This is a genomic window from Streptomyces corynorhini (assembly GCF_003346515.1).
GTDB classification, from domain to species: domain Bacteria; phylum Actinomycetota; class Actinomycetes; order Streptomycetales; family Streptomycetaceae; genus Streptomyces; species Streptomyces corynorhini.
Window position 1 is genome coordinate 1 of sequence record NZ_QQNA01000177.1, and the last position, 12,365, is coordinate 12,365.

Annotated in this window: 9 protein-coding genes and 1 pseudogene; 3 read left to right on the plus strand and 7 right to left on the minus strand. The window is 68.9% G+C overall.

From position 1 onward, the window contains the following. The 5 genes and pseudogenes from DVH02_RS21650 to DVH02_RS21665 form a co-directional block, all read right to left on the minus strand. Positions 1-1,215: pseudogene (locus DVH02_RS21650) on the minus strand (hypothetical protein); the annotation flags it as partial. A 28-nt stretch (positions 1,216-1,243) separates the two neighbouring features. After that, positions 1,244-1,387 carry a DUF6760 family protein gene (locus DVH02_RS35645; protein WP_199566367.1) on the minus strand — a complete coding sequence of 48 codons (144 nt, stop codon included), beginning with the start codon at positions 1,385-1,387 and terminating at the stop codon, positions 1,244-1,246. Further along, a complete protein-coding gene (locus DVH02_RS21655) occupies positions 1,384-1,860 on the minus strand; it encodes a hypothetical protein (RefSeq protein WP_114625491.1) in 477 nt (158 codons plus the stop codon). Before DVH02_RS21655 ends, DVH02_RS35645 begins: the two co-directional genes overlap by 4 nt. Beyond that, positions 1,860-2,303 (minus strand): phage tail protein, encoded by a 444-nt coding sequence (locus DVH02_RS21660; protein WP_114625492.1) that lies wholly within the window; start codon positions 2,301-2,303, stop codon positions 1,860-1,862. Before DVH02_RS21660 ends, DVH02_RS21655 begins: the two co-directional genes overlap by 1 nt. A gap of 55 nt (positions 2,304-2,358) precedes the next feature. Beyond that, positions 2,359-3,957: a phage tail sheath family protein gene (locus DVH02_RS21665; protein WP_114625493.1), complete on the minus strand. Its 1,599-nt coding sequence runs from the start codon at positions 3,955-3,957 to the stop codon at positions 2,359-2,361. A 284-nt stretch (positions 3,958-4,241) separates the two neighbouring features. Here DVH02_RS21665 and DVH02_RS36320 point away from each other — a divergent pair, with 284 nt between their 5' ends. From DVH02_RS36320 to DVH02_RS21680, 3 genes are all read left to right on the plus strand, one after another. Continuing rightward, a complete protein-coding gene (locus DVH02_RS36320; RefSeq protein ID WP_233518372.1) occupies positions 4,242-7,940 on the plus strand; it encodes a phage tail protein in 3,699 nt (1,232 codons plus the stop codon). A 2-nt stretch (positions 7,941-7,942) separates the two neighbouring features. After that, positions 7,943-8,530: a hypothetical protein gene (locus tag DVH02_RS21675; protein WP_147286103.1), complete on the plus strand. Its 588-nt coding sequence runs from the start codon at positions 7,943-7,945 to the stop codon at positions 8,528-8,530. Between the two features lie 220 nt (positions 8,531-8,750). Next, a complete protein-coding gene (locus DVH02_RS21680) occupies positions 8,751-9,500 on the plus strand; it encodes a class I SAM-dependent methyltransferase (protein WP_114625495.1) in 750 nt (249 codons plus the stop codon). Here the strand turns inward: DVH02_RS21680 and DVH02_RS21685 are convergent. Next, complete coding sequence (locus tag DVH02_RS21685; protein ID WP_114625496.1) at positions 9,489-11,627, minus strand: ATP-binding protein; 2,139 nt, start codon at positions 11,625-11,627, stop codon at positions 9,489-9,491. The two genes, DVH02_RS21680 and DVH02_RS21685, sit on opposite strands and share 12 nt — an antisense overlap. After that, complete coding sequence (locus DVH02_RS21690; protein ID WP_114625497.1) at positions 11,617-12,363, minus strand: DUF4255 domain-containing protein; 747 nt, start codon at positions 12,361-12,363, stop codon at positions 11,617-11,619. Before DVH02_RS21690 ends, DVH02_RS21685 begins: the two co-directional genes overlap by 11 nt. Positions 12,364-12,365: the final 2 nt, after the last annotated feature.

Here is a 12,365-nt window from a genome sequence, read left to right on the forward strand (position 1 = left end):
CCTGACCGCGTCCGGCCCGGTGGCGCCGCTCATGGCCCAACGGGCGGTCCCCCTCTTCGTCACCGGGCCGGACGCGGTCAGGGGGGCCTGCGGGTGCGCGGTGTCGAGCCGCTGGATGGGCACGGGCACGGGCACGGAGACAGGGTCGGCTGACGGGCTCGGGTGCGGTCCGTACTCCGGCAGTTGCCGCACGTGCGGCGCCCGGGACACCGGGTCCGTCGGTGCCACGAGGGGTGGCGTGTGGCCCAGCAGCGGGTTGCTCGAAGCGTCCGGCGGAGCGAGATCCGATCCCGATCCCGATCCCGAGTCCGAGTCCGAGTCCGAGTCCGAGGCCGAGTCCGAGGCCGGGTGAGGGTGCGGGTCGGCGTCCCCGCTCAGGTACAGGTCCAGGTCTTGGTCCGGGCCGCTCGCCGTCTCCGTCATGGGCCCCGGCGCCCGAGCCGCGACCTGCCGCTGGGCCGTGGGCGGCAGCCCGGCCAGCGGCGCACCGAGCCCCGGGGCGAGCGCGGACCGCTGGAGTGGTGGCGGATCGGCCCGTACGGGGAGGGACGGTGGCCGCCGCGCGGGGGACGACGGCCCGACCGGACCGGCCTTCGGCGATGCGGCCGGAGGCAGGGACGGCTCGATGGGGCGCTCGCTCATCAGCTGCCGTACCGGCAGCTCGACGGGCGCGGACGCAGCCGAGAGGAACGTGGGCGCGGAAGCGTGCGCGTGCGCGGGCGCCGACTCGCTGCGCTGGAGGGGGACGGCGCTCGGCCGTACCCGTGGTGACGTACGACCCTCGGGAGCGGGCCAGGTGGCGACGGTACGGTCGCCCGGGGCCGGGGACGGGGACGGCGGCGTCGAATCCGTACCGCCCCTACCGTCCGCACCGCCCGTATCGCTGATGTCGAGGCCGTGCACCAGCCCGGAGGGGGCCTCGGGGCTGACCAGGTGGCCGAGGGGCGCGGTGGACAGGGCGGTGTCCTGGCGGCTGCTCAGCGATCCCTCGAAGCCCGAGGGGTCCGTGATCAGGTCCGTCGCGCCCAACGTGCGCTGCAAGGGCGGGAGTTCACGCCAGGCGTTCCGGCTCGCGCCCGCCGTCCCGGCGTCCGCCGGGGCCCGGTCGGCCGGGGCCGCGCTCCGGGACATCTCCCCGCTCCGGGCCGCGACCCCGCTCCCGGACGTGTCCCCGCCCGTCGCCCGGTCACCCCGTAGCCAGGACAGCAGTCCCATGAACTCTCGCCCCCCTCATTGCCTCTCCTCAAGTCCCGGTGAGCCGGGCGATCTCCGCCACGTACCGCAGCCGTTCGGTGTGTTCCAGATCGAGCAGCTGATCGAGCGGCCAGTGGAAGTGGAAGGCGAGGTACGCGACCTCCTCGTAGAGCAGGTCGGCCGCGTACGTCACGATTCCCCCGGGCGACCACCCCCGCCGCCCCCGGCCAGATCCACGGCGAAGCTCTCCTGGCAGGACGGGCAGGTGACGGCGGCCCTGGTGTGTCCCTCGGAGTTGACGCGCCGGTAGAAGTCCTGGAGGAAGGCCAGGTCGGAGGCGAAGAGATCCTCGATGACCCCCGGGTGGACGTCGTCGACCGTGCCGATCCTGCTCACCACGCGGGCGATCAGGACCACCGACAGATACGCGGAGTTCTCCCGTACCCGGTCGTCCCGCAGCGGGACCAGCTCGTCGCGGGCGGTGGCCAGCCGCATCACCCCGGAGCGGTGCACGGTGCCGGAGTCGTCCACGTACCCGCGCGGCAGCTCGAAGGCGAACTCGGTGCGCAGGCTCTCGCGAGGCGAGGAGCCGGCACCGCCGTCCGCCCGGCCCTCGGGCGCGGGCGGCGCCGACGAGGGGGGCGAGGAGGACAGCGCGCGCCGCATCAGTCGACTTCCATGCTCTCGTAGGTGATCGAGAGCTTCTCCGTGAGCACGGAGGTGTCGCCCGCCTTCAGCGTGCCGATCTCCAGCGACTTGGGCCAGGCGTTGATCAGCTTGTAGCGCTTGATCGCGACGCCCTCGTAGTCGTAGACGATGATGGCGCCGTTGCGCCGGGCGTCGGCCATCCGGCCGAAACGCGAATCCTTGATCCAGCGCTCGAAACTGTTGTCCTCGGTCAGCCCGCGGCTGACCGTGACCTCACCTGCCTTCGGACGCCCCGGCAACTTCTTGATGGCGTACTTTCCGTCGGTGGTGTTCTGCTTCAGCTCGATGACGTCCTGTTCCATCTTCAGACCGCTCACTTCGGTGATCTGCTTGATGACGACGCTGTCGAATTCCAGGCCGAAGGAATGACCGACGGAACTGTCGAGATCGGGAAGTGGCACTACCAGCCTCCAATACGGGCATAACGGTTAAGAAGCACCTGTACGCTCCTCGGCTCTACTCGTCGACCGCGCCCATACCGGCGGTGAGCTGGGACAACCGGAACACCACGAACTCGGCCGGCTTGACCGGCGCCACCCCGATCTCGCAGATGACCTGCCCGGCGTCGATGGCCTCGGGCGGATTCGTCTCGCGGTCGCATTTGACGTAGAACGCCTCGTCCGGCGTCAGCCCGAACAGCGCGCCCCTGCGCCACTCGTTGACCAGAAAAGCCGAGACCGTACGCCGGATCCGCGCCCACAGCGCGTCGTCGTTCGGCTCGAACACCACCCACTGGGTCCCGGCGAGAATGGACTCCTCCAGGTAATTGAAGAGGCGCCGCACATTCAGGTACCGCCAGGCGGGATCGGACGCCAGCGTCCGGGCTCCCCACACGCGAATTCCACGGCCGGGGAAAGCACGGATGCAGTTGAGACCGATCGGGTTGAGCAGATCGTGTTCGTTCTTGGTCAGCTGGGTCTGGAGGGACACCGCGCCTCGTACGATCTCGTTCGCCGGCGCCTTGTGCACCCCGCGCGAGGCGTCGTTACGGGCCCACACCCCGGCGATGTGCCCGCTCGGCGGTACGAAGGCGTTGCGGCCGGCCGCCGGATCGAAGACCTTCAGCCACGGGTAGTAGAGCGTCGCGAACTTCGAGTCGAAGCCCGCCGTCTCCGTCCGCCACGCCCTGATCTGCTGCGGGCTCAGTCCGGGCGGCGGGTCGAGGATCGCGATCCGGTCGCCCATCAGCGCACAGTGGCTGATGACCCCCTGCTGCACGGCGAGCACCGACTCCAGATCCAGCCCGCCGCGCTCGTAGGCGCTCATGAGATCGGGCACGGCGACCATGGTGACCTCGTCGATCGCCTCCAGCGCGCCGAGACCGGTGCGCTGGTCGGGATCGCCCACGTACTCCTCGGGCGACAGCGGACCGCCCGCCCCGGGCACGGCCCCTGCGCCGGGAGCGGCTTCGAGCGTCACGCTCTGCGCCTCGGGCCGGGCGGGCGCGGCGCCGCGCCCCGGCTCCTGGACCTCGATCAGCTGCGACTGGGCCTTGACCTGGGCGACGACGTTGTCCTTGCTGCGCTTGGTCGACACCGAGGGATAGGTCTCCACGACCTTGCCGTCCCGCGACACCCGCAGCGTGAAGACATCCTGCGGCGGATCCTCCGCCTCCGGCTCCGCGACCTCGACGGTGATCTCACCGGTCACGCCGGGCAACGTCCGGACGAGGTAGGGCCCGAGCCGTGTGTCGGGGCCCGCGGGCAGTTGCGAGGGCGCGGAGGCGGCGCCGTCACCATCGCCATTGGCCGCGTCCGCGCGGCCGGTCTCCCCGCCGGTCTCCCCGCCGGTCTCCCGGCCGATCCGGATGACGTAGCAGGTGCCGCCACCGTTGGCGAAGAAACCGTAGACGGAGGAGGCGAGGTAGGTGCCCTCGACGAACTCACCGAACTGGCTGACGAACTGACCCCAGTTCGCGATGAGCGTCGGTTCGTTGAAGGGCCCGCGCTGGGCGAAGCCGATAAACGCGGCGACGGCGGTCCCCACGCCTTCGATCGGCCGCGAGCCGCTCGGGACCTCTTCGACGTAGACACCCGGGGACAGATACGACGGCATGCAACTCTCCTTGACCGGGAACAGGGCGCCTTGGCCGGGGAACGTGCGACGCGGGGATCTGGGACGTGGTACCGGGGCCGATTCTCGCCGGGACATGGATCACCGGGAACGGGCGTACGGTCGCCCAGCCGTACCGAGCCGACTGCCCGAACAGGCAGGCGCGGCCGGACAGCCCGATAGGGCAACGGACGCTGCCCGAGGGCCCGCCCGCGTAACACTGCCCCGTCGTGCCCGGGACGCCACACCCTGGCAGGCATGTCGGGGACCTGTGACCGGGAGAGCGGGTGAAGGCGGCCGCGGAGAAGACCACCGGCACCGCCAGGCCGTCGGCGCCCGGTGCGGGGGCGCGTACGGCGAGCACGCACACGGCGAGCACGCACACGGCGCCCGTCGCGCAGACCTCACAAGCCACCGAGCCCGCACAAGCGACTGCGGCCCCGCGAACCTCCCCGGCCCCGCGCACCACTGCCGCCCCGCGCACCGCTGCCGCCCCGTCCGCCGCGCGGGGGCTGAGCGCCCGCGGCGTACAGCGCCTCCAGACCCGCGCGGGAAACGCGGCGGTGTCGCGGCTGGTGGCACAGCGGTACGCGGACGTGGTGAAGCCGCCGCCGTCGCAGGCGCCGGGCTTCCGGAAGGTCCAGCAGGACGTCACGGCGAAGAAGCAGACGCTCAAGCAGCACAAGCCGGCGGCGACGGAGTCGCGAGCGGCCCAGAACGCGGCCGTGGCCCCGCCGGACGACAGAGAGGCACAGGGCAAGACGGCCAACGCCGAGAAGATGAACGACGCCGAGCCGGGCGAGTTCGACAAGGCGCGGTTCGTCGGCGCGGTCAACCAGGCGATCGAGGCGCAGGCGCCCAAGAACCTCGACGACGCCGACAAGTTCGCCGACTCCGGCAAGGCCGACACCATCAAGAACGCGGTCGACGGCAAGGTCAAGGACGGCAAGGAGTCCTCCGCCGACGCCATCGAGACCGCCACCACCGCGGCTCCGGACACCTCGAAGGCCACCGAGAAGGACGTCACCCCTCTCAACCCGGACCGGCCCCCGGCCAACCCGGGCGCCCCGAGCGCGGCGGACGCCGTCCCGGCCGAGCAGCCGGACGAGGTGCTGGACTTCCGCGAGGGCAATCAGCGGGTCGACCAGCGGATGGACGATGCCGAGGTCACCGAGGACCAGCTCGCCCGCGGCAACGAACCCGCCTTCGACAACGCCCTCTCGGAGAAGAAGAAGGGCGAAGAGAACACGGCCAAGGCCCCGGCCGCGGGCCGTGCCGCCGAAACGAGACAACTCGCCACCGCCAAAGCGGGCGCCGCCGCGTCCGGCGCCCAGGCCATGGCCGCCATGACGGCGGACCGCGGCGTGGCGGGCAAGAGCGTCGACTCGGGCAAGGGCGAGACCAAGTCGGCGGACGAGAAGAAGCGCGAACAGGTCACCGCCAAGCTCCAGAAGGTCTTCGACACGACGCAGAAGGACGTCGAGAAGATCCTCAAAGACCTGGACGGCAAGGTCGACAGACAGTTCACCCAGGGCGAGAAGCGGGCCCGCGACAACTTCACGGCGGATCACAAGCGCCGGATGAAGGAGTACAAGGACAAGCGCTACTCGGGCTTCATCGGTAAAGGCCGCTGGATCAAGGACAAGTTCAAGGGCCTCCCGCAGGAGGGCCTGAACATCTTCCAGAAGTCCCGCGAACTGTACGTCGATCAGATGCAGACGGTGATCTCGACCGTCGCCGACATGATCGGCACGGAACTGGGCCGCGCCAAGGCCCGCATCACCGTCGGCCGGAACGAACTGAAGGCCGAGGTGGACAGGCTCCCCGCAGACCTGAAGCAGTTCGGCGAGGAAGCGGCGGCCGACTTCGCGGGAAAGTTCGACGACCTCGAATCAGAAGTCAACGACAAGTCGACCCAACTGGTACAGGACCTGGCACAGAAGTACACCGAGGCACTCAACTCGGTGGACGAGGAGATCAAGAAACTGGAGGAGGAGAACAAGGGGATCATCGCGGCGGTGATGGACGCCGTGATGGGCGTGATCCAGACCATCCTTGAGCTGAAGAACATGCTGATGGGCGTCCTCGCCAAGGCGGCGAGCGCCATAGGCAAGATCATCAAGGATCCGGTCGGCTTCCTCAAGAACCTGGTCTCGGCCCTGGGCGCCGGACTGAACCTCTTCATCACCAACATCCCCGACCACCTCCAAAAGGGCCTGGTCTCCTGGCTGCTCGGCACGGCGGTCAGTACGGGACTGGCCATCCCGGCGAAGTTCGACCTCAAGGGCATCATCCAACTGATCGCCTCCCTCCTCGGCCTGACCTGGGACAACATCCGAGCCCGAGTCACCCGCAAGGGCGTCCCCGAAAAGGCGATGACGAAGGTCGAACAATCCGTCCCGGTAGCGGGAGCCCTGGCACGAGAGGGGCCGGCAGGAGCGGTAAACGAAATAAAAGAGGAAACGGGCGACCTGAAGAAGACCATCCTGGACGACCTCAAGTCCTACCTGATCCCCACGCTCCTCATCGCCGGCATCACCTGGATCCTCTCCCTCCTCACCCCCGCCTCGGCCTTCGTCCGAGCGGTGAAGGGGATCATCGACCTGGTCACCTTCATCGTGACCCAGGGCGCCCAGATCTTCGAGTTCGTCAACGCCTGCCTGGACGCGGTCATAGCGGTAGCCAACGGAGGCTCGGCAGGCGTCCCCAAAACCATAGAAACGGCCCTGGCCACCAGCATCCCCCTCCTCCTGGGTCTGCTGGCCTCACTGCTGGGAATAGGCGGCCTGTCCAACAGGGTCCGCCAGGCATTCCAAAAGGTCTCCCGCCCGGTGAACCGGGCCATAGACAAACTGGTCGACAAAATAGCCAAGGCCGGAAAGAAACTGTGGCAGAGACTGCGGAAGACCTATGACGGTGGCGGTGGGGGAAAGGAAAAGAAATCACCTTCTGATGGTAAGAAGGATCCCGGACCTGTCGGTGAGAACCTCAAGTGGACCGTGCACGCCGAGTCGCATCACCTGTGGATCGCCCGGACCGGTCGGCGATATGTGCCTATGGTTGCCAGCGTTCCGCATCCGGTCGAGGTGGCAATCGACAGCTACCGGGTGCAGGCGGAGAATTCTGTCACCGACAAAGATGCAACCGGTGATATATCTTTGGCGGAGAGTCACCTGGATGCCCTGAAGGCTGCTCTCGCCGACTACGAGAAAAAATCCGAGGCAAGGGCATCGCACGTCGTACTGGACGGGATTAGGAACGAAATCGCAATGGCTCAGGAAAATCTCCGCGACTCGGTTGCCGTGGTACAGGAACTTCTTGGACACGGTTCGGATGAACGGCTCACGCAGGCCAAAAATCATTTCAAGTCGAGTCCGTTCACTACACGCGCGCTGGCCGATTTTCTGTGCGTATCGAAGCGTACGGCAGAAAGATCGGTCCAGGCTTGGGTCGATAAGGGAGCCATATTCCGCGTGCAGTCCCACGAGCGCGATCCGCTGGGCGGAAATACATTCGATCCGGTGGTTGCTGAATGGCGCGAGACCAGTCCGAACAACCGGAGTAAGTACGGGTATTCCAACCCGAACAAGTCCTCTGCCGTGGGCCTCGAAATCCTGAGCAAGGGGCTTCTTGGGAGCAGTGGTCCTGGCGGAGTTTTCAAACCCGCAACACCAGGCGAGAGGAAGGACGCGGCCTACCACCAGCAGCGCGCCCTCTACAAGAGTGTGGTGAACCCATCGGATTACCCAAATTTCCCGTTCCCGGATGCCATACTCGGGCATGCTCCGCCGGGAGCTTCGGGCCATTGGAACAAGATAGGGCATAAGCAGACCCGGGAGGAAAATCGTGCCTGGAACCAGCAAGCCGGAAACTATCACGGACCCGAGCACAAGGAAGAGTCGTCGGCAAGCGGATCTTTGGCGGAGCGGTACGGGTTGCCGAGCAAGGAACGCGGCAGTCATGAATCGTGGTGGGAGCACAGTTGACCATGGATGATGAATTCATCTCTTCGGTCCTCGCCGCCTACGCGGAGCTTTACGACCCGCCGAACCGTATGGTCCGGCTTTCTCGCACTCGGCCGTCTCCAGGTGACTCCATCGTGGTGGTCTATTTTCCGGACGAAAGTGAACAGCTGGATCCGGCGGACGACCTGACGTTGCTGGGGACTGCTGGATTCGGCTCGGAGACGCTCTGTGCAGATTTTCCCTGCGAGCTGGGAATGGAGGTCAAGGGGAAACCCGATGAAACCTCCATCGACGCCTTGGCCAAGGCGCTTGCCGACTTGGCATCGGTCCCCCTGGAAAACAACCGTCCTTTCCTGAACGGTCAGATTCTGATGAATTTCTCGATTCCGCTGTTCCCTCGGTTCTCGATGGCCATGCTTGTCGACTGGGATTCGGTCTACGGATTTCGTTTCCCCGAGCCGGCCGCCGGGATAGGTTTGCTGCGCGTAGTGCCGTTGTTCGAGGCGGAGGCCGGATTGATCGAGTCCTCGGCGGACCGACAAAGGGGCTACCGTGCCCTCATCAACAGGGGGATGGTCCCGGCGGATCCTGACCGGGAATCAGCCGTATGACCGGATAGGGAGTCTGGTGGCGTTCGGTGGCGTCCCTCACCGCCGTGCTGGTCCCACTCGGTGGGTGTACCTGTGTGGGGTGTGTCTTGCTCCGCTCATCGCCATCGGGGAGACCTCCGTCGACTCCGACAACGACGAGTCAGGGGACGGCGGTCCGGAACAGCCCTCGTACTCCGAAACTTCTTGGACAGGGGCGCCTGTCCCGGGGATCCTGTGCCGAATGACACAGGACGAACTCTGGGACGTCGAAACCGCCGAGAGCTACGACACCCCCGGCGTCGGCGCCTTCTCGCCCGAGGTACTGGATCCGATCGTCGGTCGACTCGCCGAACTCGCCTACGGGGGAGCGGCGTTGGAGTTCGCCATCGGTACGGGGCGGGTGGCCGTTCCGCTCGCGCGGCGTGGGGTGGCCGTCACCGGGGTCGAGCTGTCGCGGCCGATGATCGACCGGCTGCGCGCCAAGGCGGACGAGGCGACGATTCCCGTCGTCGCCGGTGACATGGCCACCGTGCGCGTCCCCGGTACGTTCCAGCTCGCCTATCTCGTCTACAACACCATCTCCAACCTCCTCACCCAGGCCGAGCAGGTCGCCTGCTTCCGCAACGCCGCCCGCCACCTCGCGCCGGGCGGACGGTTCGTCGTCGAGTTGTGGGTTCCCGAGTTGCGGAAGCTGCCGCCCGGACAGCAGGCCATGGTGTGGGAGACCCGGGCCGGTTACGTCGGGCTGGACACCTACGACGTACTGCGCCAGCGGGTCGTCTCGCACCACTTCCGGTTCGGCGAGGGCCGGGAGGCGCGGCTGTTCCGCAGCCCGCACCGGTACATCTGGCCCGCCGAACTCGACCTCATGGCCCAGCTCGCCGGGTTCGAGCTGGAGTCGCGGCACGCCGACTGGGACGGGGCCTCGTTCACCGCCGAGTCCCGGTCCCATGTTTCTGTCTACCGGCTGCCCGCGGGCCTACGTCAGTAGGCGCAGGTAGGGGCCGAACTCCGAGGCCAGGGTCAGGCGGCCCAGCTTCTGGTACTCCCGCTGGATCGCGTGGATCAGGATCGGCATCGTGACCGGCGTGGCCGACTCCGCCGACAGGTAGGCGGCCGTGATCGCTATGGAGCGGATGTTGCCGCCCGCCAGTTCGAAGGAGTCCGCGCAGAAGTCCAGGTCCAGGTCCGGGGACCGGGGGAGGGCGCCGCCCAGGCCGCGTTCCCACAGCAGACGGCGGTGTTCCGCGTCCGGGACCGGGAAGTCGATCACCAGGTCCAGCCGGCGGGTGAACGCGTCGTCCAGGTTGGCGCGCAGGTTGGTGGCGAGGATGGCCAGACCGTCGAAGGACTCCATGCGCTGGAGCAGGTAGGCGCTCTCCACGTTGGCGTAGCGGTCGTGGGCGTCCTTGACGTCGGAGCGTTTGCCGAAGATGGCGTCGGCCTCGTCGAAGAGCAGGACGCCGTTGACTCCGGCCGCCTCGGAGAAGATGCGTTCGAGGTTCTTCTCCGTCTCGCCCACGTACTTGTCGATGACCGTCGCCAGATCGACCGTGTACAGGTCCAGTCCCAGGTCCGCCGCTATGACCTCCGCCGACATGGTCTTGCCGGTGCCCGAATCGCCCGCGAAGAGCGCCGACACGCCCCGGCCCCGGCCGCCGCCCGGCCGCATGCCCCAAGTGCCCAGGACCTGGTCGCGGTAGCGGGCGCGGGCCGTCAGTTCGCGCAGCTGGGCGTGGACATCGGGCGGCAGCACCAGGTCGGGCCAGCCGACGGACGGTTCGATACGGCGTGCCAGCCGGTCCAGCCCCGCCGCGTTCTGCGCCCGCGCGCCCCGGCGCACGTCCGTCGCGTCGACCGGGCCGTCCGTCAGCGCCGCCGTCTGCGCGGCCCCCGCCGCCGCGCCCTCGATCTGGTCCGGCGTCAGCAGGAACGGCGCGAGCAGCAGGCCCACGTCCAGGTCGGCAGGCAGCGCTGCCGGGCCCGGGTACGCCTCGTGCCAGAGCCTGGAGCGTACGGACGGTTCCACCCTCGGCGCGTTCAGGAGGAGCGGTGGCCGGGTCGCCCAGGCCGCGTCCCAGGGGACCCGCCCGACCATCGCCGTCGGCAGCGGAGCGCTCGTCAAGAGGCGTAGCAGCTCGGGGTGTTCGCGGGACAGCGCGTCCACCGGGGCGCACACCAGCCCGGCGCCCGTCAGCCGGCCCTCCCGCACCAGCGCCCGCACCGCCTCCACGGGCGTGGGGTCCTCCGCCAGCCGCGCGAGGTCCAGGCCGAGCACGCCCCGGCCCGTCAGACTCAGCGCCGTCGCGGCCAGCGCCGTACCCGCGCCGCCCTGGTCCTCGCGCAGGTATGTCAGGAGTACGCCCGAATCCACCGCCCCGGCCAGCGCCTTCGCGTCGCCCACCCCCTCCACCGGGTGCCACGCCGCCAGCAGGTCCGCCAGCCTGGGGTCGGGTGTGCGGTCGCCCAGCAGGTGCGCCGTGACCCGGTCGGGGACCCGCAGCGCGCGGCCCAGGAACGGCCGGTCCGCCTCCTCCACCAGCAGCAGCCCGCCCGAGCGCAGCGGAGCGTGCGGGCCCAGCCGGGCGCGGGCCGCCGCGTCCGCGGGGGTCAGGCCGCAGAGGCCGAGGGCCAGACCGATGGTCGGGCGGCGGCGCGTGACGTCGTCGTTCAGGTAGGCGTAGAACGCCTCGAAGCGGTCGTCCAGATCCGGTACGAGCGTGATCAGCAGGATCTCCACGTCCAGCGCGGTCAGCTCGAATTCCCTGATGAGGCCGGACAGCGGGGAGTCCGTGACCGCCCGCTCCTCATACACCGCCGATTCCGCCCCCGGCTCCGCAGGTTCCCCCGGCGCCCCGGGTTCCGTCGCGTCGTCCGGGGCCGGGAACGGTCTGCCCTCCTCCAGCAGCCGCAGGATCGTCTCCTCCGTCAGATACAGGCCCCGGAACTCGTCGTCCGGATTCGGGTCGGTCCGCCTGCGCGCCTCCACCGCCCGCCGTACCCGCAGCTCGACCCGTACGGCACGCTCCAGCAGCTGCCGCAGATGCCGGCGCCCGGGACCGTGGCCGGGACCGTGGTCGGGCTCAGGGCCGGGCTCAGGGCCGGGCTCAGCCGTCATCGCCGCGCGTCTCCGTGATGCGCAGCGACAGGCCCGCCCGCCGCGGCTCCGCACCGGAGGCGGGCGCCTCGGCCCGCTCCGGTACGGGGCGATCGGCCCGTACCGCCCGGCCGCCGCCGTACACCGGCTGCTCGCCGCCCCGCCGAGCGCGTGGTTCCGCCGGGTGGTCGCCGAAGTGGGCGCGCAGCCCGTCGTCGGTCACGGGCGGACCCACGGTGTACGTGGGCGAGGCGGTGACCGGCACACTGATCACCAGGTCGAGCGACGGCTTCAACTCGCCGCCCAGCGCGCTCCACACGTCCGCGAACGACCGGTCCTCCGGCGGTGGCAGCGCGATGGACATCGGTACGGCCGCCCCGATCTCCTGGAGCGTGCCCGTCAACCGCTCAGGCGGCAGCGCCTCGTACCGCAGCAGACAGGCCAACAGCGAGGAGAGCAGCCGGTGTTCGTCCTCCGGACGCTTGGTCCAGGCGGTGATCAGATACGACAGCTTGAAGTAACGCGGCGGCCGGCGGCGGGCGATGACGGTGCCGTGCCCGTCGTACTCGTTGTGCAGCCCGCGCTCGCGTCTGCGCACGTCCTCGCGGATGTCGTAGAGATAGAGGTTGACCGTGGGCGCGTTGATCTTGGCGGCCCAGTCGCGGGTCGGCGCGTCGAAGACGACGGCGATCTGGGCGCCCTCCAGCACCTCCGCCCTGAGCAGTACCCGCAGCGCGTCGTCCACCTCGTGGATCACGG

Excerpts from the sequence above, each read along its gene's own strand:
- DVH02_RS21655 (WP_114625491.1), bottom strand. The coding sequence starts at position 1,860 with ATGCGGCGCGCGCTGTCCTCCTCGCCCCCCTCGTCGGCGCCGCCCGCG.
- DVH02_RS21665 (WP_114625493.1), bottom strand. The coding sequence starts at position 3,957 with ATGCCGTCGTATCTGTCCCCGGGTGTCTACGTCGAAGAGGTCCCGAGC.
- DVH02_RS21675 (WP_147286103.1), top strand. The coding sequence starts at position 7,943 with ATGGATGATGAATTCATCTCTTCGGTCCTCGCCGCCTACGCGGAGCTT.
- DVH02_RS21680 (WP_114625495.1), top strand. The coding sequence starts at position 8,751 with ATGACACAGGACGAACTCTGGGACGTCGAAACCGCCGAGAGCTACGAC.
- DVH02_RS21685 (WP_114625496.1), bottom strand. The coding sequence starts at position 11,627 with ATGACGGCTGAGCCCGGCCCTGAGCCCGGCCCTGAGCCCGACCACGGT.